The organism is Nocardia cyriacigeorgica, from assembly GCF_029868385.1.
Taxonomy (GTDB): domain Bacteria; phylum Actinomycetota; class Actinomycetes; order Mycobacteriales; family Mycobacteriaceae; genus Nocardia; species Nocardia cyriacigeorgica_F.
On the sequence record NZ_JARWNX010000056.1, the window covers coordinates 66,628 to 92,157 of the forward strand.

A 25,530-nucleotide genomic window follows, 5' to 3' on the forward strand; every position below is an offset into this window, starting at 1 on the left:
ATCAGCCTCCGGTGTCGGTGGGCTGCATGAGCCGCTCCGCCAATCGCTGGCGGTCCACTCGGTCGGCGCCGTCGACGAGGGTGGCTTGGGTCAGCACGTGCAGGGCGATGAGCAGCCGGTCGGTGGGCAGGGCGCCCAGTTCGTTGCGGCGGCGCAGATAGTTGTCGATGATGTCGCCGTATTCCTCGGCGACGCCGGTTCCCAGATGGGCGGCGACCACGCGTTCCAGCTGCGGGCGTTCGGGTTTGTCCAGCTGTAGTTGCAGACAGCGCCGCAGAAACGCCGGTGGGAATTCGCGTTCGCCGTTGCTGGTCATGATGACCACCGGGAAGGCGTTGCACTGGACGAAACCGTCGCGGACCTCGACCCGCTCGCGGCCCTCGTGGGTGAACACCTCGACCCGCGGCCGGTGCGCGCGGATGCGGCGCAGTTCGTCGATCTGGTATTCACCGTTTTCGAAGACGTGCAGCAGGTCGTTGGGCAGATCGATATCGGCCTTGTCGATTTCATCGATCAGCAGCACCCGCGGCCTGCGGTAGGGCAGCAGCGCGGTCCCCAGGGGGCCGAGGGTGATGTAGTCGGCCAGGTCCGCCGATCCGACCGCGGGTCCGGCGGTGTCGCGCAGCTGTGCCTCTTCGAAGCGGCGTAGCGCATCGTAGTGGTAGAGGCCGTCGTCGAGTCCGCTGCGGCTGGTGATCGGCCAGTGCAGCACCGGACCCAAGCCCAGTTCGCGGGCGATCAGATAGGCCAGCGACGATTTGCCGAGTCCGGGTGCGCCGGTCACCAACAGCGGCCGCCGGCACAGGAGTGCGGCGTTGATGACGTCGAGGTCCTCGGGGCGCAGTTGGTGGGCGCCGATGCCGTCGCGGCCCAGTTTGCGGTCCATCTGGGCCGGGTGGTCGGGCTGCGGATGCGGCGGCTCGAGCGGTGGCGACCCGGTGAAGGTGCGGGCGATCATCGGTGGGGGCACCGCATCCCACGCGTCCGGGCGCGGCTCGCCCGAGCCGCGGAACACATGCCATCTGGGCGTTGTCATAGCCACTCCCGTCTCATGGCCCCCGGCCCGGCGAGCGGAGGCGGGCGTCGTCTGCTCTGGCCGGGAACGTCGAGAACGCAGACGATCTTGCGCCAGAACAGATCCCGCTCTTCGGAATGTTCGTGTTCGCGCTGCTCGTGCCAGATCGCAGAGTACCAATCGGTCGGCGGTCGATGCGCCACATGTGCGGCGAGTGCGGTGCGGAACACGCTGCCGTCGCAGTCGGGTGCGCCTCCGGGGTGGGTGGGGCACGCTTCGGTGCGCCATATCGTGATCGGTAGTGCGTTGGACGCCGACGCGGTCAGCACTTCGGTGGTCGGTGGTTCGGTGACCGCGACGCCGTCGGGTGGTTCGGTGTCGGCGAACATACCTTGCAGGGTGGGCAGGGCGCGGGCGCGGGGGTCGGCGCAGCCGAGCCAGACCAGCCCGTCGGCGTCTCGGCTGCGCAGCCGGTGCCAGCGTGCGTCGAGTTCGGCGATCTGTTCGCTGCTCTTTTCCCAGGTGCTGCTGCGTCGCAGCCGCATCCGGAATTTGCTGAACGGGCGTTCGTCGGTGCGCCGCCATTGGAACAACGGGTCCTCGCTGAGCCGGTCATCGGGTAGGGCGACCACGATTTCGACGGCGTCGCGTGGTTTCTCGATGGTGCTCAACGCGATGTCGAGCGCGTATTTCAGTTCCCGTTTGGCGTGTTCGTAGCTGACGCAGCGGCCCGCGGGTTCGAGGGTGATGATCTCCTGATCACCGGATTTGCGGGCCAGTTCGAAGCGGTGTGGGATCGGGGCGCGCTCGTCCAGACGCGGCCCTTCCTCGGGCACGATGATGCCGAACAGCACGGTGACTTCGGTGCTCTCCTGCGGTGTGGACAGGAAACGTCGTTCGAATTGCGGGTAATCGCGCGGCAGCAGCATCTTCTTCGGCAGCTCGCGTAGCCCTTGGGCGACAGCGGGATCGACGGGGAGATGTTTCGGTGCCAGGGCACAGAATCTGGCCAGGTCGAAGGTCGGGTTCTGGCTTTCGGTGCCGAGGTATTCGGCCAGGTCGCGCAGCGTGAGCAGATCGGCCATATCGGGCAGGAACGAGTCGCGGAACAGTTCATCGACCAGTCCGACCGGTACCCGCCGCTCGGCCTCGGTCGCGATGTCGGCCAGCCGTCCCTGTAGTTCGACCAGCCACCGTCGGACGGGTGCTTCGGCGCCGACGAGGCGATCGACCCAGGTGTGATCGTGGTGGTGGTAGGCGTCGTGTGCGGTGACGATTTCGTCGTAGAGCGTCCGTGCGCCCACCCGCAGCCCGTCGAGCAGGTAGGCGATGGCACCGCCTTGGGCGGAGTCGAGGTTCTCACTGGCCTTGACGAAACCGACGACCCCGCCGTGGGGCACCGACCACACCGGGGCACCCGACATCCCCTGGATGATCGAGCGATCGCCGTCGATGGTGAAGAACCGCGGATGCATATCACGCACGCGGTACCCGTGATAGACCTCCATCACCCGGTCGACGTAGGTGGGGTTCAATGCGCAGACGAGCAGTTCGTCCTGCGTGGTGAGCACCGGTTCGGCCATCAGCACACACGGCGCCCACACCCGGCTCGGCTGATCGATGCGCAGCACCGCCAGATCGTCGAATCCCCACCGCGAACCCTGTGCGGGCGGCGGTGAGGCGACGACGACGCTGGCGGTGCAGGCACTGTCCTCACCGAAGACCAGCCGCACCCGATTCCCCGCCGCGTGCGCGACATGGGCGGCGGTCACCGCGTAGTCGGGGGTGATGCGGAAGGCCGTCCCGATCCGCTCCGCGCCGGGACGGTCCGCCGAAACCGCTGCGGCGGCGGCCCGCAGCAGATCATCGATATCGGCATGGACCGGCATGGCGCTGTTGGTCTTTCGCTACCGCGGCGCGGATGAGCCGCCGAGGTCCCCGTCGAGATGCGCCATATCTACCCCCGCATTGTCGTTCGGCCGCAGATCTACCATACGGGCTGCTCACCTGCGTGTCGCGCGAACGCGTGAGCGCGGCCCGTGCTCGCCCGGCGGCGGTCTGTTCTCCGCAACATTCGGCACGCTATCACCGAGTCCCATTGGGCGGCAATGAGTCCTACGGTGACGTATCGGCCGGGCGTGAGGTGCGCGGCGACCGAGGCGAGGGGCCATGCGATGCGGATTGCGGTCAGGCGAACGATTCCTCGACCGTGCGTCGGGTGCGGGAATCGGCGGCGGTGCGGCGCACGGTGTCGGCGGTGGCGTCGTCGAGGTAGCGGTGGGCGTCGCGTTCGGCGTCGACGCGGGCGGTGTAGCGCTCGATTTCGCGGGCGATGTCGGTGGCGTCCCAGCCCAGATACGGTGCGACGAGTGCGGCGACCTCGGCGGCCACGGCGGTGCCGCGGTCGGTGGTTTCGATGGACAGGTGGGTGCGGCGGGTGAGGATGTCGTCCAGATGCAGTGCGCCCTCATGGGTGACGGCGTAGACGATTTCCGCGCGCAGATAGGGGGTGGCGCCGAGCGGGTGCGCCAGGTGAGGGTCGGCGACGATGATTTCGCGCAGTTCGGTGAGCGCACTGCCGTAGCGGCCCAGCAGATGGTCGATGGTGGCCGCGGGCTGGCGCAGTTCCTCGGCCAGCCGGGAACGCGACAACGACAACTCGGCATACCCGTGCGCGCCGACCAGCGGCACCCGGTCGGTGCGGGAGGGTCCGACCCGGCCGGGCAGGTCGGCGATGGCTGCGTCGACGGCGTCGGCGGCCATCACCCGGTAGGTGGTGTATTTGCCGCCCGCGACCAGGACGAGGCCGGGAACCGGTGTGACGACGGCGTGTTCACGCGAGAGGGTGCTGGTCTGGTCGGAGTTGCCTGCCAGCAGCGGACGCAACCCGGCGTAGACGCCGACGATGTCGTCGTGGTCGATGGGGTGCTCGAGCAGCCGGTTCACCTGGGTCAGGATGTAGTCGATATCGGCGCGGGTGGCGGCCGGATGGGCCAGATCGTGGTCCCAGGGGGTGTCGGTGGTGCCGATGATCCAGTGCGCCCGGCTCCACGGGCACGGGATGACGAACAGCAGGCTCTTATCGGTTTCGGTGATGAGTCCGGTGGTGGCGTCGATGCGGTCGCGGGGGACGACGATGTGCACGCCCTTGGAGGTGCGGATCCGGAACTGCGGGGTGGCGTCGAGCATGGCCTGGATCTCGTCGGTCCACGGCCCCGCCGCGTTGATGGTGCGTTTGGCGCGGATATCGAGATGGCGTCCGGTTTCGAGATCTTCGACGACGGCGCCGACGATGCGGTCGCCCTCGCGCAGGAAATCGACCACGCGGGTGCTGGAGGCGCACAGTGCGCCGTGGGTGGCGGCGGTGCGGGCCAGCATCATGGTGTGGCGGGCGTCGTCGAGTTGGCCTTCGTAGAAGCTGACGCCGCCGCGCACGCGACCGCGTTTGGCGCCGGGGAACCGGGCCAGGGTGCCGCGGCGGCCGAGGTGTCGGTGATGGGCGGGCACTCCGCGGCCCGCGCCGAGCGCGTCGTAGACACCGATTCCCGCACCCGCCCAGGCGCGGTCGAGCAGCGGACGTTCCAACGGGTAGACGAATTCGACCGGTTTCGCCAGGTGTGGGGCGAGGGTGTCGAGGATGAGGGAGCGTTCCCGCAGCGCTTCGAAGACGAGACCGAAGTCGAGTTGTTTGAGGTAGCGCAGGCCGCCGTGGACGAGTTTGGAGGAGCGGCTCGACGTGCCGGAGGCGTAGTCGCGGGCTTCGACCAGGCCGACGCGCAGTCCGCGGGTGACGGCGTCGAGTGCGGTGCCCGCGCCGACCACGCCCGCGCCGATGACCAGCACGTCGAGTTCGGTGGCGGCCATGGTGTCGAGGGCGTGGCGGCGGGTGGCGGGGCTCAGTGGGAGTGGGGTGGTGAGTGAGCGGACGGTCATGGAATGTCCTCGAGGTCGATGGTGGATGGTCAGGGGGTGGCCCAGTCGAGGGTGCGGCCGATGGCTCTGGTCCAACCGGTGTAGCCGTCGGCGCGTTGGCGTTCGGTCCAGGTGGGTTCCCAGCGGGTGTCTTCACGCCACTGTCGGTGCAGTTCGTCGGCGTCGCGCCAGTAGCCGGTGGCCAGGCCCGCGGCGTAGGCGGCGCCGAGTGCGGTGGTTTCGGTGACGACGGGGCGGCTGACGGGGACGCCGAGGATATCGGCTTGGATCTGCATGCACAGGTTGTTGGCGGTGACGCCGCCGTCGACGCGCAGCACGTCCAGGCGCACACCGGAGTCTTCGGACATGGCGTCGGCGACGTCGCGGGTCTGGTAGCAGATCGCTTCGAGGGTGGCGCGTGCGATGTGGGCGTTGGTGGCGTAGCGGGTGAGTCCGACGATGGCGCCGCGGGCGTCGGAGCGCCAGTGCGGGGCGAACAGTCCGGAGAAGGCGGGCACGAAGTAGACGCCGCCGTTGTCGGCGACGGTGGCGGCGAGGGATTCGCTGTGGGCGGCGCCGGAGATGATGCCGAGTTGGTCGCGCAACCATTGCACCGCTGATCCGGTGACCGCGATCGACCCTTCCAGAGCGTAGGCCGGTGGTTGGTCGCCGAGTTGATAGCAGACGGTGGTGAGTAGCCCGTTGGCCGAACGGACCGGGGTGGGGCCGGTGTTGAGGAGCAGGAAATTGCCGGTGCCGTAGGTGTTCTTGGCTTGGCCGCGGTCCAGGCACACCTGCCCGATCATGGCGGCCTGCTGGTCGCCCACCGCCGCGGTGATGGGGACGGCGGCGCCGAAGGGGCCGTCGGTGCTGGTGTGGCCGTAGCGGGTGGGGTGGGAGGAGGCGGTGATGGTGGGCAGCATGGCGCGGGGAATGTCGAGCAGGGCGAGCAGTTCGTCGTCCCAGTCGAGGGTGTCGAGGTCCATGAGCATGGTGCGGCTGGCGTTGGTGACGTCGGTGAGGTGGCGGCCGCCGTGGATGCCGCCGGTGAGGTTCCACAGCAGCCAGGTGTCGATGGTGCCGAACAGGGCGTCGCCGCGTTCGGCGGCCGCGCGTAGGCCGGGTTGGTTGCGCAGCAGCCAGGCGATCTTGCCGCCCGCGAAGTAGGTGGCCGGTGGGAGGCCGGTGCGGTGGCGCACGAGTTCGCCTGCGGTGGCGTCGAGTTCGGCGGCGATGCGGTCGGTGCGGGTGTCCTGCCAGACGATGGCGTTGTGGTGGGGGCGTCCGGTGTGGCGGTCCCAGACGACGGTGGTTTCGCGTTGATTGGTGATCCCGACCGCGGCGAGGTCGCCGGCGCGCAGGCCGTGGCGGCCGAGGGCGGTCCGGATGACGGCGCAGCTGCGTTCCCAGATCTCGATCGGGTTGTGTTCCACCCAGCCGGGGCGGGGCAGGATCTGTTCGTGTTCGAGCTGGTGGCCGGCGATGAGGGTGCCCGCGTGGTCGAAGACCAGGAAGCGGGTGCTTGTCGTGCCCTGGTCGAGGGCGCCGATGAGGTCGGTCATCTGGTCTCCGTTGTCCGGCTCGCTGCCCCGTCGCACGAGCTGCCACTGCCGAACCTAGGAAGCGCCACCACCACCGGCAACGGCATGCGTTCGGCAATGTCGAACGATTTCGGGAGTACCGTGGATGCGTGCCGGGGCCCATTCAGTCGATCGAACGTGCCGCCGCGATCATGGGACTGGTCGCGCAGGCGCCGTTCGGGATCGGGGTGAGTGAGCTGGCGGGCGCGTTGGGGCTGCCGAAGACCACGACGCACGGTCTGCTGCGCACCCTGCACCGGGTCGGATACGTGGAGCAGGACGCGGGCAGCGGCAAATACCGGATGGGTGCGGTGGCCGCGGGGCTGTCCGGCGCCCGGATGGACACCAACGTACTGCGGTCGTATGCGATGAACTGGGGTGACACCCTCGCCGCGCGGTCGGGTGAATCGGTGCGGATGGGGGCGGTGCACGACGACGGCGTGCAGATCGTGCATCACGTGTTCCGCCCCGATCGGTCACCGCAACGGCTGCGGGTGGGTGTGGTGTTGCCGTTACACGCGACCGCGCTGGGCAAGGTGCTGCTGGCGTACACCCCCGGCCTCGCGGAACGCGCCACAGAACTACTCGCCTACACCCGTCGCACCATCACCGCGCCGCGTGCCCTGCACGCGGAGATCACGCAGGTGCGCTCGCGCGGGTTCGCCACCGATATCGGTGAATTCGCCGCCGATCGGGCCTCGGTCGCGGCCCCGATCCGCGATCCGGGCGGACGGGTCGTCGGCGCCATCGCAGTCGTGGGTGCACTGGACCGGATCACCGGCGGTACGGCGCCGATCACCGATCTGGTGCGGACAGCGGCGACGTCGATTTCGGCGGATCTCGCCGCCGAGGACACACGGAGGCGGCGATGAGTGCAGCCGGGCGGTCGACCAATCGGTATGTGCTGGCCATCGATCAGGGCACGACGTCGAGCCGCGCGATCGTCTACGACGCGGCGGGACAGTTGGTGTCGGTGGCTCAGCGGGAACATCGTCAGCTGTATCCGGCGGCCGGGCATGTCGAACACGATGCCGCCGAGGTGCGGCGCAATGTGGAGGGGCTGATCGGGCGGGTCATCGCCGGCGCCGGGATCCAGGCGCGGCAGGTGGTGGGTATCGGCATCGCCAACCAACGCGAGACGACGGTGCTGTGGGATCGACGCACCGGGCGTCCGGTGCGCAACGCCATCGTGTGGCAGGACACCAGGACCGAGGACCTGGTGACGCGCCTGGCGCAACGTCCGGACGCCGAGGAGGTACAGGCGCGCTGCGGTCTGCCGCTGCTGAACTACTTCGCCGCGCCACGCATCCGATGGCTGCTCGACAGCGATGAACGGTTGCGGGCCCGCGCCGAACGCGGCGAGATCCTGTTCGGCACCATGGACAGCTGGCTCATCTGGAACCTCACCGGCGGCGCCGCCGGCGGTGTGCACGTCACCGATGTCACCAACGCCGGACGCACCATGCTGATGAACCTGCACACCCTCGACTGGGATCGACGGCTGCTCGAGTTCTTCGGGATACCGCGCGCCGTGCTGCCCGAGATCCGGTCCAACGCCGACATCTACGGGCACACCGCGATCGACCCCGCCGGTATCCCGATCGCGGCCGCGCTCGGCGACCAGCAGGCGGCGCTGTTCGGGCAGACCTGTTTCGCGGCCGGGGAAACCAAATGCACCTACGGCACCGGCGGTTTCCTGCTGTCCAACACCGGAACCGTGCCCGTGCGCTCCGAACACGGACTGCTCACCACGGTCGCGTTCCGCATCGGCGACGAACCCGCCTGCTATGCGCTCGAAGGGTCCATCGCCTCCACCGGATCACTGGTGCAATGGCTACGTGATCGGCTCGGGCTCATCGAATCCACGCCCGAAATCGAAACTCTCGCCGCCACCGTCGCCGATAACGGCGGCTGCTCTGTGGTGCCCGCGTTCTCCGGGTTGTTCGCCCCACGCTGGCACGCCGAGGCGCGTGGCGTGATCGCCGGACTCACCTCCTACATCACCCGAGGCCACTTGGCGCGGGCGGTGCTGGAGGCCACCGCATGGCAGACCCGTGAAGTGGTCGGGGCGATGAACGCCGATACCGGTCTGCCGTTGCGTGAACTGCGTGTGGATGGCGGGATGACGTCGAACAATCTGTTGATGCAGCAGATCAGCGATGCGCTGGGGGTACCGGTGGAGCGTCCGCTGTTCGCCGAGACCGTGTCACTGGGTGCGGCGTATGCGGCGGGACTCGCGGTCGGGTTGTGGCCGGATATGGAGGGATTGCGGCGCAACCGGCACACCGCGGCGCGCTGGCTGCCCGCCCGGACCGCCGCCGACCGGGATCGGGAATACCGGCATTGGAGCCGGGCGGCGGCGCTGAGTTACCACTGGACCGCCGACACCGGCTCCGAGGTCTAGCGGGTCACCGCGCAGGCGCGCAGTTCGGGCGGCAGCGCCACGAGCGCAATGTCGGCGCCCCGGAACGGATTCGTGCCCGGCCGCACGTTCGGCGGGCCGGGCACAACGGTCCTAGAGGCTGCCGCCGCCACCGACCAGCCACGGGTTGAATGTGCACACCAGCTCCGGCTGGGTGGCCGGGTCGAGGGCACGCAACACCATCGACGTCGCTCGCGGCGAGTACATCATCGTCAGATGGTCCGATAGGTCCTGTTCGCAGCCCTCCTGCAAGGTCAGGTTGGTGACGGTGGCGTCGGGGCCGGGGCGAAGGAACGTCCAGTCGTACGGGTTGACGATCTCGTCCCAGCGGCTGCCGACAATGGTGTAGTCGACACCGGGGACCGTATCGCCGTCGGCGTTGAGCCGGGTGAGGAACGGCGAACCGAAGACCTGCTCGATATTGGCCGGGCCGATGAACAGCTGGTTGAACCCGAGGATGTCGATACCGAGATTGTTGATGGCGCGCCCGAGTGCGGCGATGCCCATCAGGCTGGTGCCGTGGTGGGTGGCGCCGAGAGTGACCAGTTTGGTGACCTTGTCCGCGCCGCCGTCGAACTTCAGATACTGGTTCGACACCGTGCCGCCCTGGGAGTGGGCGACGATATCGACGGTGTCGGCGCCGGTCGTCTCGAGCACCCGGTCGACGAAATCGGCGAGCTGACGCGATGATTGCGCCATCGGCCCCACCCCGTTGCGGCCCGGCAGCAGCGGGCCGAGGCCGCCGCCTTCGAGCACACCGGCCTGCCCGTAATTCATCGCGAACACACAGAAACCGGCCCGCTCGAGCCGCGGCGACAGATACGCGAAATTGTCGTAGGCATTCATCCACGACCCGTGCATCAACACCACCGGACGCGGATGCTGTGGTGTGGGACGGCAATTCCAGTCATTGGCGCCCGGCGGCGCCGCATTCGGATGCAGCAGACCGTAGCCGAACGCCGCCAGTGCCGCCGTCATCTCCGGGCCCTCCCCCGCCGCGACCGTCGACCGGCTCGGCGCCGCCCCCGCGCTACCGGTCGCCGACACCGCCGTCGGCCGGCCCGGATGGGTCGCCACCTGGGTTCCGGCGGTGATCTGGTCCACCAACTGCTGTTCGGTGACCGGCACACCCGGGTCGGCCTGCACCCCACCCGCGACCAGTACCGCCGATCCCGCGACCACCACCGCGGCCGATACCGCGCGTCGTATTCCCCAGCCCATGTCATGCCCTCTCGCACACACCGGAGCACATACCGCGATCAACAGAATTCGCGGCCGACGCACCGGCCTCTCGATTCGAAATTCGTGGCGACGCTATGAGTTTTCGACGGTGATCCGAGCCACTTTCGCGGCGAATCCGAGCATTCCCACCGCAACACCGGGTCCGGGTTGGAGAAAAGCACAACCGAATCCGGGCGCGTCATCGACTCATCGCCCTGCCGAAGACGTCGGGCGCGCGCACCTTCCCGGCGCAGGCAACCGGCCGCGGCGGATTCCTCGCGCAGGCCTGCGAACATGGCTCGCATGAGTCACAGCATCAATTACTCCACCGCGGACAAGGCCGACATCCTGGCCTTCCTCGGTAGCAGCGGTGCCCTCACCGACGACCAGTCGCGCGTCCTAGACACCGCGCGCAAATACGCGCGCGTGCAGCAGGACGATCTCGACCGCCAGCGCCTCGACTGGGGTCTGTCGATCCCCGACGCCCTCGATCACCTCCTCGCCGGACACACCGACTCGACCGCGGAATGCGCCGGCAATGCCTATCACACTGCGTTGCAGTGCCTCATCGACTGCAACGCCTCCGACCCCATGACGCTGGCCACCTACTCCGATCCCGCCAAATTCTTCGGTCTGCTCGACGACGAGCTGCGCCATCTGGGCGTCCCCACCGACCTCCTCCCCTACGGCTACCTCTACGGCGGACTGCCCGACGAGTTCCCGCACCTGCCGCATTCGGTCGACGGCTATCCGGCCATCGGCTACCTGCCGCTGGCCAAGGCCAAACCCGCCGCCGATGCCTACCGCGCCGTTCTCGACCAGCTGGGCCCCGACATCCGGTACGAGGTACAGGAACTCATCGACAAACTCGATGTCGAGCACGACGAATGGGAGTTCTCCACCGCACGTGTCGACTGGTACACCCAGGACACGCTCTTCTTCTCACTCGTCTGACCCTGCCGGTCGTGCGGTCCGGCAGCACCCGGCGGCGGTCCGCGTAGCGGACCGTCGCCGGGGAGCGCCGATCACCCGCCACGCCCGCTCTGTCAGCGGGTGCCGAGCAGCAAGGTCTGGGTTCCGCGCCCGATCGGCCCGTCCACATCACCGAGTCGCGACTCCGCCAGGCCGATACCGCTGCGCTCCGGATAGGTGACCGCGTCCAGGCACACCCACTCGCCGACCGGATCACGATGCAGCGTCACCGTGAGATCGGCGTTGACGAAGAAGTATCGGCCCCACGGCAGGACCGAGCTGACGCCATTACCGAAATCGGCGGCGGCCAGTGCCCGCTGCAATGGGGTGATCGCGGTGCCCGCCACGACCGGGTAACGCAGGCGAATCCAACACACGGCAGGACCCGGGGTCTGGAAAGCGCCCGAGACGAAACGGTATTCGACACCGGTATGGAATCCGACCGGTTGGCTGCTGGGGAAGCTGTGCTCCGGGCTCGGTGTCACCGTGTCCGGGCCGGGTGTTCTCGCCGGGAAATCCTGGGGCGGGACGTCGAGCGGCGGATCGACCGGCTGCATCCGCCATGCGGTGGCCTTCAATACCGGTCCTTGTTCGGAACGCAGTGTGGCCTCGACCAATTCGATACCGCGCCCGGGACGGCCGACTCGCGCTTCGGCTTCGACCACCTGTGCTTCGGCGCGCAGCGGCGCGATCGGCACCTTCCGGAGGAACTCCACCGTCACCCGCGCGACCCGCAACTGCGGCCGCGGCGCGCACCGCTCGATCACATACCCCAACAGCGCCGACGGTGCGCCGCCGTGCTGGGCATCCGGCGACCACGGGCCACGGGTGAGTTCGGTGGGATGGAACAGGTCCGGGTCCGCGGAGTCCGGTAAGTAGAAGGCATCCATGGACACCGGTCTAGCAGGGCCGGGCCGGAAGCTCCAGTGGGCGATGCGTGGGGCCCTGACGCCGTTGTTGCATCTCGTGCCGGATCGTCTCGCCGTGCATCGTTATCCGGCGAGGGTCTTCTCGACCAGGTCGAGGAAGGCGTCGACTTCGCGTTCGTCGTAACCACGCTGACCGAGCCGCGGCGACCGGAACGTGGTCTCACGAACCTCGGCCGCGGTGAGCCGATCGGTGCCACGCAAAGTGGCCTCGACCCGGGCGACGAAAGCGTCCACATCGTCTTCGCGGTAGCCACGCACGCCGAACCACGGCTTACGGAACGCGATCTGACGGACATCGTCTGCGGTGAGACTCATCGGTGTGCCTCCTCCTGTGGCTGATCGGTCCATTGTCGTCGTATCGCTGCTTTGCCGTGCGGCGATCGCGAGCGCGGGGGCCACGCTAGGAGGTCGCGACCGATCGTCGGGCGTGGGTGTAGATGAGGCGGGCGTACTCGGTGAGCAGGCGGTCCAGGCCGATGGGGTGCCCATCGGTCGCGGTCTGCTGGAAGCCGATCAGCATCGCCATGCCCAGCTCGGTTACCACGGCGGCGGTATCGTCGTCGCCGACAACGCCTTTGATCGCCTTGTGTACGGTGCGGCGACGCGATTCGTCGACCCGTTTGACGGCCAGCCGCACCGACTCGTCATTGGCGGCCCACGCGCGGATGGCGGCTTCGGCGGCGTGATGCAACCCGAGCGCCAGATCCGACATGGCGCGGATGTCGTCGTCGGGGTGGCCCTGGTTGAAGTTGAGGGTGCGCAGGATGAGGACCTGGCGGTTCTCCCAATGTTCGAGCAGTGCGTCGACGAAGCCCTGCCAGCTGCCGAAATGGTGATAGAAGGAGCCGCTGGTGACGCCGAGACGTCGGCACAGCACGCCGATATTGAGGTTTTTGAAGCCGAGTTCGGCCAGAACTTCCAGCCCGGTGTGGAAGTACTGCTCCTTGGTGACCACTCGTGACATACGGTGCCGTTCTCTCGGTATGGGCTGGGTGGAAGGACCGAACGGTACTCCATCGTGTCGTCGGCTGGCCCGAGGGTAACGGAGTCGGCCGCCCGATTACAGAGTGTCATCGAGTATCAGTTACTTGCTGAAACATTCAGTAGTGGAAGGCAACTGCGCGCCGGGCTCGCAATCGCGCAGAGGTCCTGTTCCGATCTCGACACCACGGCGCCGGTTCGGGTGGGCCGTGCGCGGTGGGCGCTCACCGGCTCGCGGCTAATAACAGAGCAAGTGCTCTGTTATTATGGCGGCATGCCTCGCCCGCGCACCCACGATCTCGACGCCGTCCTCGACGCCGCCGAGGCCCTGGCGGCGCGCTCGGGCCCGGCGGCGGTGACCATCCGGGCCGTCGCCGCAGCGACCGGCGTGTCCAATGGGGCGCTCTATCATTCGTTCGGTTCGCGGGCCGAACTGCTGGCGCGCACCTGGCTTCGCGCGGCGCACAGGTTCCTGGCCTTGCAGACCGAGCTGGTCGACGCGATCCTCATGCCATCGCAGGAGCGGATCGGCGATGCCACCAGCGTGGATGCCGTCGTCGCGGCCGCGGAAACGCCCGCGGTATTCGCGCGGCAGCACCCTGACTCCTCGACATTGCTGCTGGCCATCTCGCGTGAGCAGCTACTCGGCGACGTGCCCGAATCTCTCGCCACCGAACTCACCGGCACCGACCGGGCATTGGTGGATGTCCTGGTTCGGCTGTCGCAGGCGATGTGGGGCCGCCGCGATGGCCGCGCGGTCGCCGTCATCACCACCTGCCTGGTGGATCTGCCGACCGCGATCCTGTTGCGGCGCAACCAGATCGACTCACCGCACGCCCTGCTCCAGCTCCATGCCGCGGTGCGGGCGGTCCTGGCCGTCGGCCCACCCGAGTGAACCCCGAGAAGGAAAGAGTGACCATGCCAACCCTCGACTACCACGACAAGATCGCCGTCCTCGACCTCGGCGACGGCGAGAACCGCTTCTCCCCCACCTTCCTCGACGAGATGAACACCCATCTCGACACCGTCCTCACCGACGGCGCGCACGCCCTGATCACCACCGCGAGCGCCAAGTTCTACTCCAACGGCCTCGATCTGGAATGGCTCTCGGCCAACGGCGACCGCGCCGACTGGTACGTCGACCAGGTGCACGCCCTGTTCGCGCGCGTACTGACCCTCGGTGTGCCGACCGCGGCGGCCATGCCCGGGCACGCGTTCGGTGCGGGAGCGATGCTGGCCACCGCCCACGACTACCGGATCATGCGCGCCGACCGCGGCTACTTCTGCTTCCCGGAAGTCGACATCCACATCCCGTTCACCCCCGGCATGGCCGCCCTGATCCAGGCCAAACTCACCCCGCGGACCGCGGTCGCCTCGATGACCACCGGCCGCCGCTGGGGCGGTATCGATGCCGAAGCGGCGGGCATCGTCGACGCCACCGCCGCCGAAGGCGAACTCGTACCGGCCGCGATACAGCTGCTCACTCCGCTGGGTGCGAAGGATCAGGGCACCCTCGCCGCCATCAAACAGACCATGTTCGCCGCAGCCGTCACCGCACTCACCGAACGCTCGTAACGATCCGCGCGGTCTCCATCGAACTCAGGTGAGCTGAGTTCGTGACCCGAGGAAGTCGTGCAGCCTGTAGCGGACCTCGTGCCATCCTGGTCGGCCCCGGCGCGCCCGCGGCGGACACCACTATCGAGCCAGCGACCCCGCCCGGTCTTGGAAGAATTCTCCCCACGCCCGATACCGATGCCGGGCGATGGCGGGCAGAGAGTGCGTCGCCAACGCTCCGGGCGTGCGATCGGCGAATATCGACACGTCTCGACACAGATGCGCTTGATCGACATACCCGCAATCCGCCGCGACCTCGGCCGCGGGCCGGCCCGTCAACAAACCGTCGACCGCGCACCGGAATCGGACCAGCATCGCCGCTCGCTTGGGTGACAAGCCGATCTGGGATTCGAACCGCGCACCCCACCGCTTATGACTCCAGCCGACCGATCGGGCCAGCTCGCCGATCCGCACTTGACCACGCGAGGCGAGGATGCGATGCCAGCCCGCCAGGATCTCCGGGTCGGGTGCGCGCATCGGCCTGTCACACTGCGCCAGAAACGATGTCGTCACCGCAAAACGTTCCTCCCAGCTCCGGCAGCCCGCCAGCCGTTCACGCAACCGATGTGCCCGCGCGCCCCACAGATCTTCCAGAGCGACAGCGCCCCGACCGATGTCCGCGGGCGAAACACCCAGCAGCGAATACGCGCGTATCGGTGACAGGCGAACCTCGACGCACTCCGCTCGCGCACTACGGACACGCATGGACTCGAGCGGCAGCCCGGTGACGAAACCACCGAGCGTGCGCTGTCCGGAGATGTCGTCGACGAGCAGATCCCGAGCACCGAAGGAGATCACCACCGTCACCACCGCCGCACCGGCCACCCGAAGATCCAACCCGGCGCCACTCACATCGCGGTAGCCGATGATCGGGGCCCCCGCGGCCACGGCACCGGCCGGGCGCGCGACCTCCCAGTCGAGATCGCGGCCGAAATCCACCATGTCCACCCGACCAGGCTACGGAAAAGCGGATGCCGCAACCCGTGCACGGCCGATCACCCATGGAGGCAGGCACGTGCGATTCACCAGCAACCGACACGTCGAAGGCAAACCCGCACATTCGTTCCGGCAGCCCAGATCTGTTCCGGCAACCACCGAGACCGAACCGGCAGCGTCTACCCGCCGTTCCCGCCCCGCACCGGAAGCACCAGTTGTGCACCGGTCACCGGATGGTCGAGCACCTCCACCGGGTACTGGTAGACGCGAGTGAGCAGTTCGGTGGTGAGGACCTCGCGTGGTGGGCCGTCGGCGGCGATGCGGCCACCGTCGAGCACCGCGACCCGATCGGCGTAGGCGGCGGCCACGCCCAGATCGTGTAGCACGACCACCACGGCCGCACCGGTTCGCGCGCGTTCGGCGGCCAAGCGCAGGACCGCTTCTTGATGGCCGAGGTCGAGGGCTGCGGTCGGTTCGTCCAGCAGCAGGGTCGAGGTGCTCTGGGCGAGGACCCGCGCCAACGCGACCCGCGCCCGCTCACCACCCGACAGCGTCGGGAACGGCTGCTCGGACAGATGCGTGACATCGGTGGCAGCCATGGCCGAGGCGACGATCTCGTCATCGCGTTCCCGCAGCGCGGTCCGCTGCCACGGCGCACGCCCCATCGCGACCACCGCGCCCGCCGAGAACGGAAAGCCGACAGTATGGCTCTGCGGCAACACCGCGCGCCGTCGAGCCATGTCCAGCGGCGACCAGTGCGTGACCGCCCGGCCGTCCAGTTCGACCACACCTTCGGCGGGGTCGAGTTCACCGGCCAGCACCGCCAGCAGCGTCGACTTGCCCGCCCCGTTCGGGCCGACCAATGCCACCACTTCCCCAGCGGCGACCTCGAAATCGACCTCGGTCAGCACCCGGCGCACCTTCGCGCCGCCGCCGCGCCGGTCCACACTCACACCGTTCGCCCGCAAGGTCACCGCGCCCGGCGCGGGTGCCGTCGGCAGTTCATGGGTCCGCGCGAACACCGTCTCCCAACCGTCCTCGAGCCACGTCACGCGGGTACCACCCCGGCGCCCCTCATCGACAGCCCGCCCGCAGCGTCGACACCATGGCCCGCGGAACCGGAGCAGACACGACTACCCGAGCCGCGTGCATCGTCGCCAACCCGGCAGGCGATGCAACCCCCGTGCGCCCGAACGCTCATGCCCAGCCCCCGGCCCGTGCACGGGTGCGACGCAGCAACCAGAAGAAGAACGGGCCGCCGATCAGGGAGGTCAGCATGCCGAGCGGCAGATCGGCATTGTCGACAAGCGAACGCGCAGCCACATCCGCGGCCAGCAGCACCACCGCACCGATCACCGCGCTGAGCGGGATCAGCACCCGGTGTCCGGGCCCGACCAGCATGCGCACCAGATGCGGCACGATCAGCCCGACGAACAGGATGATGCCGCTGAACGCGACACCGGCAGTGGTCAGAACCGCCACCATCACGATCACATTGCGCCGCAACCGCTCCACATCCACCCCGAGATGGCGGGCCGCCGATTCACCCAGCGCCAGCAGATCCAGTTTCGACGCCACCACGATCGCCGCGAACACCCCGATCACGGTGAGGGGCGCGACCACCCACACCGCCGACCAGGTGGCGCCGTTGAGGCTGCCCAGCTGCCAGAACACGATCTGATCGCGGGCCGCGGGTGAGGCGACGAACAGCAGGAACGCGATCAGCCCACCGGCGAAGGCGTTGATGGCGACACCGGTCAACACCAGCGTCACCACTTCGGTGCGGCCGTTGGATCGGGCCAGCAGATACACCAGCGCCGTGGTCGCCAAACCGGCCACGAACGCGGCCGCGGCCACCGACCAGGCCGCCACGAACGCCCCACCCACCACGATCATCGTTCCGGCGCCGACGGCCGCGCCCGCCGACACCCCGATGACGCCGGGTTCGGCCAGCGGATTGGCGAACACACCCTGCAACAACGCACCCGCTGTCGCCAGGGCGGCGCCCACCAGGATCGCCAGCATCACGCGTGGGAACCGGACCTCCCACAGCGTCACCTCACCGGCCGGATGTGCGGGCATCGGCCCCCAGTCCAGACCGGTCCGGTGCAGCACCGATCCGGCCACCTCGGCCACGCTCGTCGGCACCTGTCCGATGGCCGCCGACGCCAACGCCAGCACGATCAACGTCGCGATCGCGACGGCGAACACGATGGTCGTGCGCGACCAACGCGCGGTCGCCGGGCGAGGCCGGGCCGCCGTCTGTCCGGTCATGCACGCCCCTCGGTGGCGCTCGACGGCGCGGCTGCCATCGCACTCATCCGGGCCGCCGGGCCGTACGCGGTGGAGACCCGACGCCCACCGAAGGTGGCGATCATGCCCCTGCCGGACCGTAGACGGCTTCGCTGAGTGCTTCGATGACGCGTCCGGTGTTGGGGCCGAAGCTCAGCAGCACCGCATCCGACATGTCCACGACGCGTTGATTGCGGCCCGCCGGGGTCTGCGCGATCCCCGGAATCTTGGCCACACCCTCGACACCGCCCACCGATTTCAGTCCATCGGTCATCACCAGCAGCACATCGGGGGCGGCGCTGATCATGGCTTCGCTGGTGATGGCGGTGAACGGTTCGGTGACCCCGGCCTCGGTGCCCGCGTCGCGTCCGCCGATCGAGGCGATGAGGGCGTCGGCGCCCGAACCGGGCCCGGCGAGCATGGTGATGGCGGTGGAGCGCAGATACAGGAACGCGATCTTCAGCGGCGGATTCTGCGCGGGCACCGCCGCGGAGGCGGCGGCGATCTCATCGCGGGTGCGTTGGGCCAGCGCCTGCCCTCGATCGGGCACCCCGAGCGCGGCGGCGACCGCCTCGAGCTGCGGCACCACCCCCTCCATCGTGCGCTGCGGATCGAAGTAGACGACCGTGACGCCGGTGGCGCGCAACTGTTCGCGCACCGCGGGTGACGCGCTGGTGGTGTCGGTGAGGAACACCGTCGGACGCAACGCCAGGATCGATTCCACGTTCAGCGAACCGTTGCCGCCGGTCACATTGGGCAGATCGGCCACGGCCGGGAACACTCCCGCCGTGGAGCGCCCCACCAGGTTCGGGCCCATACCCAGCGCCCACACCGTCTGCATGAGCGTGCCGTACCGGTCGGCGGCGATGATGCGGTCGGCGGAGGTGACGGTGACCTCGGTGCCGTCGAAGGAGCGCACGGTCGCGGGCAGCGTCGGTGTCGGCTCCGGGCCGATCGGCACCGGCGCCATATCGGTCAGTACCGCGGTGCTCGGCCCGCGCTGCCCGTCGACGGCGCCTTGGCCGCTCGCACCGCAACCGGTCGACACCAGCAGCACACCCAACGCGAGCGCGGCCAGGACGGTGCGCATCCACCCGGATCGGACACGGTCATACCTCATGTAGGTAAGCCTAACGGGAGCCGCCGGGGGCCGTCCGGCCTCACCTCGCGCATGGGCGGCGCGGTGGATGTGACGGCGCTGTCATTCGGTGCGCGCGCTCACATCGTCGAGGGCGGCGGCGATGGCGCGTGGCAGTTCCAGCGTCTCCGCGGCCAGTACACCGGTCAGTTGACCGATGTCACGGGCGCCGACGAACATGCTCGCCACGCCCGGCCGGTCCCGGATCCAGGCCAGCGCCACCGCCAGCGGGGAGGTCGCCAAACCGTCGGCGGCGGTGACGAGCGCGTCGACGACGCGGGTGGCGCGGTCGTCGAGCCTGCCGCGGATCTCCGCGGCGGTCGCCTCATCGGCGCCGCGGGAATCCGCGGGCACACCGTCGCGGTATTTGCCGGTCAGGATGCCACCCGCCAGTGGCGCGGTGGCGATGAGCCCGACGCCGTGATGGGCGGCGGCGGGCACGGTGTCGTCCTCGGCGCCGCGCGCCAGCAGCGAATACGGGGTCTGTGCGACGGTGACCGGCGCCAGCGCGGCCAGGCTCGCCAGCTGCCAGGCGGTGAAACCGCGCACACCCGCGTACCGCACCCGACCCGAACGCACCGCCAGCTCCACCGTGGCGGCGACCTCGTCGAGCGGGGTGCGTGGATCCCAGGCCGCGATATGCCAGATGTCGAGATGGTCGGTGCCCAGTTCCAGCAGGGTGCGATCGAGCTGGCGCAGTAGCGTTCGCCGCGAGGTGTCCACGCCGATGCCCGGTACTTGCGGCAGCGGTGGCGTCCCGTCCGCGGCGGGCGGCGCTGGCCGCGGGCACAGCCCCGCGCAGCCGCTGAGTACCAGATCGTCACGCGAGACCAGATCGCCGAGCAGATCGGCCAGGATCCGCTGCGCCGCACCACCGGCATAGGTCGGGGAGGTGTCGACCAGGGTGCCGCCCGCTTCGACGAACGCCACCAACTGCACCGCCGCGTCCTCGGCGTCGGTCCGGCTGCCCCAGGTGTGGGTGGCCAGCCCGATCCGCGATACCCGCAGGCCGCTGCGACCGACCGTCCGTTGTTCCATCACCGTGTCCGCGCTTTCGTCACGGCGCCAAGCGTAGAGCCTGTTTCGGCCGCGCGGCCCGTCCTGCGCGCCTGTTCGCGCGTCGTGTGGGCCACACCGGCGGTGCGCGCTCCCGCCCGCACCCCACCCGGCCGCGTCGAGGTCAACACGGTACTGTCGCTGCGAGATAGCGATCCGAACGCCGAGTTCACCCGCCGATGAGCCAATCGTCTACTCGGAACGGACATTTCGGCAGCAGTACAGGAGGGTGAGTGATAGGCGAGTCGATGACCTGGCTCCAGGCGATAATTCTCGGCCTGGTCCAGGGGCTGACGGAGTTCCTCCCGATCTCCTCGTCGGGACATCTGCGGATCGTGTCGTCGGTGTTCTTCGGCGACGATGCGGGTGCCTCGTTCACCGCCGTCACCCAGCTCGGCACCGAAGCCGCGGTGCTGGTGTACTTCGCCAAGGACATCTGGCGCATCGTGGGTGTGTGGTGCGCCACGGTGTTCGAGAAGCTCACGCAGCGCTCGCGGCAGACGGTGCCGCTCAGCGAACAGGTCACCACCAAGCTGCCCGTCGTCACCGGGTCGGGGCCGGTCGGCTACGACCCCGGCGCCGACGCGCAACGCGAACTCGACTACCGCATCGGCTGGTACGTGATCATCGCCACCATCCCCATCGGCGTGCTCGGGTTCCTGTTCAAGGATGTCATCCGCACCGGGGCCCGCAATTTGTGGCTGGTGTCGTTCATGCTCATCGCGTTCGCGCTGGTGATCGCCGCCGCCGAACACTACGGCCGCAAGACCCGGCCGATCGAGCAGCTCACCACCCGCGACGGTCTCGTCATGGGCTTGGCCCAATGTCTGGCGCTGATCCCCGGTGTCTCCCGGTCCGGCGCCACCTCGAGCGCGGGCCTGTTCCTCGGCCTCGAACGCGAAGCCGCGGTGCGGTTCTCCTTCCTGCTCGCCATCCCCGCGGTCACCGCGTCGGGCCTGTTCAGCCTGCCCGACGCATTCGAACCCGCAGGTGAGGGGCTCAACGCCAGTGGACCCCAGTTGCTTGTGGCCACCATCATCGCCTTCGTCGCCGGTTACGCCTCGGTGGCGTGGCTGCTGCGGTTCGTCAGCAACCACAGCCTCAACTGGTTCGTCGGCTACCGCATCGTCCTCGGGTTGGTCGTGATGGGTCTGCTCGCGGGCGGGGTGGTGTCGGCGACATGATGGTTAGGCTGGCCGCATGACGGTGATCCTGCTGCGCCACGGTGTGTCGACCTCCAATACCGCCCACACCCTGGCCGGACGCAGCCCCGGAGTCGAACTCACCGAACGTGGCGCCGAACAGGCGCGCACGGTCGCCGAACGGTTGGGTGGGCTGCCGCTCCAGCAGATCGTGATCTCGCCGATGCTGCGCTGTCAGCGCACCGTGGCGCCGCTGGCCGACAAGACCGGCCTCGAACCGGTGGTCGAACAGCGACTCGCCGAGGTCGACTACGGCGAATGGACCGCCCGTCCCATCGCGGAACTGTTGAAAGAACCGCTGTGGAAGGTCGTGCAGCGGCACGCCTCGGCGGCGGTGTTCCCCGGCGGTGAAGGACTCGCCGACGTGCAGACCCGCGCGGTGGCCGCCATCCGCGAACACGACCGCGCCCTCGCCGAGCAGCACGGCGGTGAGGTGCTGTGGGTGGCGTGCACGCACGGTGACGTCATCAAATCGGTTCTGGCCGACGCGCTCGGCCTGCACCTGGACGGTTTCCAGCGCATCGTCGTGGAACCGGCCTCGATCAGCGTCGTCCGCTACACCCCCACCGCGCCGTACGTGCTGCGGATCAATGACACCGGATCCGAGCTCGACGGCCTCGCACCCGCGCAGCCCTCGGCGCAGGCGGGTCCGGTACCAGGGGGTGAGCTCGGCGCGGCCGGGAACACGGATAATGGGAATGCGCGGCCCAGCGATTCCTCGTCATGATTGTCCGGGCAATCGCCGCCGCGCCGACTCCGATCCGGGCGCCGCGAGCCGAACATGATCACGTAGCAGGAGGTGCATGTGTCACGAGCAATCCATGTATTTCGCACCCCCGAACGTTTTGTCGCCGGAACCGTCGGTGAGCCGGGCGATCGCGCGTTCTACCTGCAAGCCGTCGAGGAGCCCCGCGTGGTCAGCGTGCTGTTGGAGAAGCAGCAGGTGAAGGTGCTCGCCGACCGTATGGGTCTGCTGCTCGACGAGGTGGCGCGCCGCTTCGGCGCCGAGGTGCCGCCCCAGGCCGATAACGTCAGCGACAACGCGCCGTTGCTCACCCCGATCGACGCCGAGTTCCGCGTCGGCACCATGGGCCTGGGCTGGGACGCCGATGCGAACGCGGTCGTGGTGGAGCTGCTGGCGATCACCGAAACCGAGGTCGACGAATCGGTGGTGCTCGACGACACCGAAGAAGGCCCCGACGCGGTGCGGGTGTTCCTCACCCCGATCCAGGCCAGAGAGTTCGCGCTGCGGTCGGCGCGGGTGATCGCGGCGGGTCGCCCACCGTGCCCGCTGTGTGGGGAGCCGCTGTCGGCGCGCGGACACATGTGTGTGCGCACCAACGGCTACAAACGCGGCGATATCTTCGGCGCCACCGAGCTGGAGGAATGAGACGTGCCCGCGGCCGGGGACGCGTTCACCACCGGTGAGCTGACCGTGATCGGGCGGGTGACCACCGCAAGCAATGTCACCCTCGTCTGCGATATCGGCGACGGCGACACACCGCTGCGCGTGGTGTACAAACCGGTGCGCGGTGAGCAGCCGCTGTGGGATTTCCCCGACGGCACCCTGGCCGGTCGCGAAGTCGCCTCCTACCTGATCTCCGAAGCGTTGGGCTGGTCGGTGATCCCGGAGACGATCCTGCGTGAGGGACCGTTCGGGCCGGGCATGGTGCAGCGTTGGATCACCGCCGCCGACAATCACACCGACCGCGGCCACCGCCTCGACCTGGTCGATCTGTGCCCGCCGGGCGCGGTCCCCGAGGGGTTCTGCGAGGTACTGCGGGCCATGGACCCCGAGGGCAACGAGGTCTCGCTCATCCACGCCGACGATCCGCGGCTGCAACGGATGGCGGTGCTGGATGTGCTGCTCAACAACGCCGACCGCAAGGGCGGGCACGCCCTCGAAGGCATCGACGGTCAGGTGTACGGCGTCGATCACGGCATCTGTCTGCACAGTGAGCACAAACTGCGCACCGTGCTGTGGGGGTGGGCCGGGCAACCCATCGATGACGGCCTGCTCACCGATATCGAGGCCTTCACCGACGCTCTGCCCGGCGCGCTGGCCGACACACTCGCGGCGCATATCACCGACGCCGAGATCGACGCGCTGCTCGACCGCGCCAAGCGTGTGCTGGACGCGCCCGCTATGCCGCTACCGGAGTCCGCGCGGCCGATCCCGTGGCCCGCTTTCTGACCTCATCGCGGCCATCGATTTTCCCTGACCGAAACCCTTGACATCGGTGTGACGCCGGTTTTGCGCAGGTCCCGGCGCGCGTACCGCATCCCTTGCCGCTCGTGGGGGCCGGGGTGCGCGTCGAGGGCGGTCACCACACCTTTACCCTCGAAGAATGCAGTCCTGGTCCGATACCCCGATCCCCACGGTCCCCGGAGCAGGACCCCCGTTGCGGTTGCACGACACCGCCGACCGTCGGGTGCGTCCGGTGACGCCCGGCGCCACCGCCACCATGTACGTCTGCGGTATCACCCCCTACGACGCCACCCACCTCGGTCACGCCGCCACCTACCTGACCTTCGACCTGATCAACCGGGTGTGGCGCGATGCGGGCCACGATGTGCACTACGTGCAGAACGTCACCGACGTCGACGATCCGCTGTTCGAACGCGCCGCCCGCGACGGCGTCGACTGGCGTGCGCTCGGCACCGGTGAGATCGAGCTGTACCGCGAGGACATGACGGCGCTGCGGATCATCCCGCCGCGCGACTACATCGGCGCCATCGAGTCGGTCGACGAGGTGGTGGAGTTCGTCGGCAAACTCGTCGCCTCCGGCGCCGCCTACACCGTCGACGACGCCGAATACCCCGATATCTATTTCCGGGCCGACGCCACCGAGCAGTTCGGCTACGAATCCGGCTATGACCGCGCGACGATGGAGCGGTTGTTCGCCGAACGCGGCGGTGACCCCGACCGCCCCGGTAAACGCGACCCCATCGATGCGCTGCTGTGGCGTGCGGCCCGCCCGGACGAACCGTCGTGGCCGTCGCCGTTCGGGCCGGGACGTCCTGGCTGGCATATCGAATGCGCGGCGATCGCGGTGAACCGGCTCGGCACCGAGTTCGACATCCAGGGCGGCGGCAGCGACCTCATCTACCCGCATCACGAGTATTCGGCCGCCCATGCCGAAGCGTTGGTCGCCGGACGCCGTTTCGCCCGCCATTACGTCCATGCCGGGCTGATCGGTCTGGACGGGGAGAAGATGTCGAAATCCAGGGGCAATCTGGTGCTGGTGTCGAAGCTGCGCCGCGCCGGAGTGGATCCGGCGGCGATCCGGCTCGGTCTGCTCGCCGGTCACTACCGTCAGGACCGGATGTGGACCGACGCCGTCCTGGACGAGGCCGTGGCCCGCCTGGATCGGTGGCGGCGCGCCACCGCACTGCCCGCCGCCGGAGACGCGACCGACACCATCGCCCGGCTGCGCCAGCATCTGGCCGATGATCTGGACACCCCGAAGGCGCTCGCCGCACTCGACAACTGGGCCGATGCGGCCCTCACCTACGGCGGCGCAGACACCTCCGCCCCGTCCGCCGTGGCGAGGGCCGTCGACGCCCTGCTCGGCGTGCAACTGTGACCGGCTGAGCGGTTTTTCAGCTCGCCGACGTGTCGACCCGCACCACGACCTGCTCGGTGCCCTCCAGCGCGAAACGGTCGGCGGCGGTGCGGATATAGGTGTTGAACCGGGTCAGCTGCTGCGGTGTCAACGGCTCGATCGTCGCGGTTCCACTGCGCCAGCGCAGTCCGATGCGCAGCCGCACCCGCGGATCGGCCTCGATATTGCGCACCCAATCCGCGCGTCGGCCGTGCACCGATACCAGCGACATCACCGCGCCGTCGCTGATCCCCCGCGCCAGCGGCATGCGGCGCGGCTGCCCCGATCGGCGGCCGGTCGTCTCGATCACCACCCAGAACGGGTTGATCGGGGCGAGGAACTTCGCCCCCGCACCGGACAGCCGCCAGAAACGCAGCACCCCAGCGGGTCTGGTTGTCTTCGCCATCGTTTCACCGTAGCCGCGAACCACTCCTCGCAGGCTGGTCTGCGGGTATTTCGCGCAGCACCGCGGCGATCGCGGCCAGCGCATGGTTTTCGGTCATCCGCCAGTGCGTGGCGTCCACCAGATGGTTGTGGGTCGACGTTTTCGACCCACCCACAACATGGCGTACGACATCGCGGTACACAGCAGGATCTGACCACGCTGTTGGCCCGCGGTCTGATCAGTGTCCGAAACCGATGCCGACTCTGGGTA

24 protein-coding genes are annotated in these 25,530 nt (G+C 68.8%); 10 read left to right on the top strand and 14 right to left on the bottom strand.

The window, feature by feature from the left end:
- Window position 1: 1 nt before the first annotated feature.
- The 4 genes from QH168_RS18200 to glpK (QH168_RS18215) all read right to left on the bottom strand — a co-directional run bounded on the left by QH168_RS18200 (window position 2) and on the right by glpK (QH168_RS18215) (window position 6,489).
- Window positions 2-1,036 carry an AAA family ATPase gene (locus QH168_RS18200; protein ID WP_280235892.1) on the bottom strand — a complete coding sequence of 345 codons (1,035 nt, stop codon included), beginning with the start codon at window positions 1,034-1,036 and terminating at the stop codon, window positions 2-4.
- The gene (locus QH168_RS18205) at window positions 1,033-2,904 is read right to left on the bottom strand and encodes a trypsin-like peptidase domain-containing protein (protein ID WP_280235893.1); all 1,872 of its coding nucleotides are present in this window, start codon (window positions 2,902-2,904) and stop codon (window positions 1,033-1,035) included. Before QH168_RS18205 ends, QH168_RS18200 begins: the two co-directional genes overlap by 4 nt.
- Window positions 2,905-3,202: 298 nt before the next feature.
- Window positions 3,203-4,948, bottom strand: a complete 1,746-nt coding sequence (locus QH168_RS18210) for a glycerol-3-phosphate dehydrogenase/oxidase (RefSeq protein WP_280235895.1) — start codon at window positions 4,946-4,948, stop codon at window positions 3,203-3,205.
- A gap of 29 nt (window positions 4,949-4,977) precedes the next feature.
- Window positions 4,978-6,489 carry a glycerol kinase GlpK gene (glpK, locus tag QH168_RS18215; protein ID WP_280235897.1) on the bottom strand — a complete coding sequence of 504 codons (1,512 nt, stop codon included), beginning with the start codon at window positions 6,487-6,489 and terminating at the stop codon, window positions 4,978-4,980.
- Between the two features lie 128 nt (window positions 6,490-6,617).
- Here glpK (QH168_RS18215) and QH168_RS18220 point away from each other — a divergent pair, with 128 nt between their 5' ends.
- Entirely contained in the window at window positions 6,618-7,379 is a 762-nt protein-coding gene (locus QH168_RS18220; protein WP_280235899.1) for an IclR family transcriptional regulator, read from the top strand.
- Complete coding sequence (gene glpK / locus QH168_RS18225; RefSeq protein WP_280235900.1) at window positions 7,376-8,911, top strand: glycerol kinase GlpK; 1,536 nt, start codon at window positions 7,376-7,378, stop codon at window positions 8,909-8,911. Before QH168_RS18220 ends, glpK (QH168_RS18225) begins: the two co-directional genes overlap by 4 nt.
- Window positions 8,912-9,022: 111 nt before the next feature.
- Here glpK (QH168_RS18225) and QH168_RS18230 read toward each other — a convergent pair whose 3' ends face one another.
- Window positions 9,023-10,150, bottom strand: coding sequence for an esterase/lipase family protein (locus QH168_RS18230; protein WP_280235902.1), 1,128 nt, complete (start codon window positions 10,148-10,150; stop codon window positions 9,023-9,025).
- A gap of 303 nt (window positions 10,151-10,453) precedes the next feature.
- On the opposite strand from QH168_RS18230, the gene QH168_RS18235 reads away from it, so the two are divergent.
- Entirely contained in the window at window positions 10,454-11,104 is a 651-nt protein-coding gene (locus QH168_RS18235; RefSeq protein WP_280235903.1) for a DUF7691 family protein, read from the top strand.
- 92 nt (window positions 11,105-11,196) lie between these two features.
- Here QH168_RS18235 and QH168_RS18240 read toward each other — a convergent pair whose 3' ends face one another.
- The 3 genes from QH168_RS18240 to QH168_RS18250 form a co-directional block, all read right to left on the bottom strand.
- Window positions 11,197-12,012: a thioesterase family protein gene (locus QH168_RS18240; RefSeq protein ID WP_280235904.1), complete on the bottom strand. Its 816-nt coding sequence runs from the start codon at window positions 12,010-12,012 to the stop codon at window positions 11,197-11,199.
- A gap of 102 nt (window positions 12,013-12,114) precedes the next feature.
- Window positions 12,115-12,366 carry a DivIVA domain-containing protein gene (locus QH168_RS18245; RefSeq protein WP_280235905.1) on the bottom strand — a complete coding sequence of 84 codons (252 nt, stop codon included), beginning with the start codon at window positions 12,364-12,366 and terminating at the stop codon, window positions 12,115-12,117.
- 85 nt (window positions 12,367-12,451) lie between these two features.
- Entirely contained in the window at window positions 12,452-13,015 is a 564-nt protein-coding gene (locus tag QH168_RS18250) for a TetR/AcrR family transcriptional regulator (RefSeq protein ID WP_280235906.1), read from the bottom strand.
- Window positions 13,016-13,306: 291 nt separating this feature from the next.
- Here QH168_RS18250 and QH168_RS18255 point away from each other — a divergent pair, with 291 nt between their 5' ends.
- Entirely contained in the window at window positions 13,307-13,927 is a 621-nt protein-coding gene (locus QH168_RS18255) for a TetR/AcrR family transcriptional regulator (RefSeq protein ID WP_280235907.1), read from the top strand.
- Between the two features lie 23 nt (window positions 13,928-13,950).
- A complete protein-coding gene (locus QH168_RS18260) occupies window positions 13,951-14,607 on the top strand; it encodes an enoyl-CoA hydratase-related protein (protein WP_280236093.1) in 657 nt (218 codons plus the stop codon).
- Between the two features lie 120 nt (window positions 14,608-14,727).
- Here the strand turns inward: QH168_RS18260 and QH168_RS18265 are convergent, their stop codons facing one another.
- The 5 genes from QH168_RS18265 to QH168_RS18285 all read right to left on the bottom strand — a co-directional run bounded on the left by QH168_RS18265 (window position 14,728) and on the right by QH168_RS18285 (window position 20,050).
- Window positions 14,728-15,588 carry a helix-turn-helix domain-containing protein gene (locus tag QH168_RS18265; RefSeq protein ID WP_280236094.1) on the bottom strand — a complete coding sequence of 287 codons (861 nt, stop codon included), beginning with the start codon at window positions 15,586-15,588 and terminating at the stop codon, window positions 14,728-14,730.
- Window positions 15,589-15,761: 173 nt separating this feature from the next.
- Window positions 15,762-16,634, bottom strand: coding sequence for a heme ABC transporter ATP-binding protein (locus QH168_RS18270; RefSeq protein WP_280235908.1), 873 nt, complete (start codon window positions 16,632-16,634; stop codon window positions 15,762-15,764).
- A gap of 145 nt (window positions 16,635-16,779) precedes the next feature.
- A complete protein-coding gene (locus QH168_RS18275; RefSeq protein ID WP_280235909.1) occupies window positions 16,780-17,856 on the bottom strand; it encodes a FecCD family ABC transporter permease in 1,077 nt (358 codons plus the stop codon).
- A gap of 100 nt (window positions 17,857-17,956) precedes the next feature.
- Entirely contained in the window at window positions 17,957-18,994 is a 1,038-nt protein-coding gene (locus QH168_RS18280; protein WP_280235910.1) for a heme/hemin ABC transporter substrate-binding protein, read from the bottom strand.
- Window positions 18,995-19,075: 81 nt separating this feature from the next.
- Entirely contained in the window at window positions 19,076-20,050 is a 975-nt protein-coding gene (locus QH168_RS18285; RefSeq protein ID WP_280235911.1) for an aldo/keto reductase, read from the bottom strand.
- A 266-nt stretch (window positions 20,051-20,316) separates the two neighbouring features.
- Here QH168_RS18285 and QH168_RS18290 point away from each other — a divergent pair, with 266 nt between their 5' ends.
- The 5 genes from QH168_RS18290 to mshC all read left to right on the top strand — a co-directional run bounded on the left by QH168_RS18290 (window position 20,317) and on the right by mshC (window position 24,857).
- Window positions 20,317-21,252 (top strand): undecaprenyl-diphosphate phosphatase, encoded by a 936-nt coding sequence (locus QH168_RS18290; RefSeq protein ID WP_348537593.1) that lies wholly within the window; start codon window positions 20,317-20,319, stop codon window positions 21,250-21,252.
- 16 nt (window positions 21,253-21,268) lie between these two features.
- Window positions 21,269-21,997 carry a histidine phosphatase family protein gene (locus QH168_RS18295; protein ID WP_280235912.1) on the top strand — a complete coding sequence of 243 codons (729 nt, stop codon included), beginning with the start codon at window positions 21,269-21,271 and terminating at the stop codon, window positions 21,995-21,997.
- A 78-nt stretch (window positions 21,998-22,075) separates the two neighbouring features.
- Window positions 22,076-22,660 carry a DUF3090 domain-containing protein gene (locus QH168_RS18300; protein ID WP_280235913.1) on the top strand — a complete coding sequence of 195 codons (585 nt, stop codon included), beginning with the start codon at window positions 22,076-22,078 and terminating at the stop codon, window positions 22,658-22,660.
- Window positions 22,661-22,663: 3 nt separating this feature from the next.
- Window positions 22,664-23,464: an SCO1664 family protein gene (locus tag QH168_RS18305; protein ID WP_280235914.1), complete on the top strand. Its 801-nt coding sequence runs from the start codon at window positions 22,664-22,666 to the stop codon at window positions 23,462-23,464.
- Window positions 23,465-23,618: 154 nt separating this feature from the next.
- Window positions 23,619-24,857, top strand: a complete 1,239-nt coding sequence (mshC, locus tag QH168_RS18310; RefSeq protein WP_280235915.1) for a cysteine--1-D-myo-inosityl 2-amino-2-deoxy-alpha-D-glucopyranoside ligase — start codon at window positions 23,619-23,621, stop codon at window positions 24,855-24,857.
- A gap of 16 nt (window positions 24,858-24,873) precedes the next feature.
- Here the strand turns inward: mshC and QH168_RS18315 are convergent, their stop codons facing one another.
- Entirely contained in the window at window positions 24,874-25,281 is a 408-nt protein-coding gene (locus QH168_RS18315) for a nitroreductase family deazaflavin-dependent oxidoreductase (protein WP_280235916.1), read from the bottom strand.
- Between the last annotated feature and the right edge of the window lie 249 nt (window positions 25,282-25,530).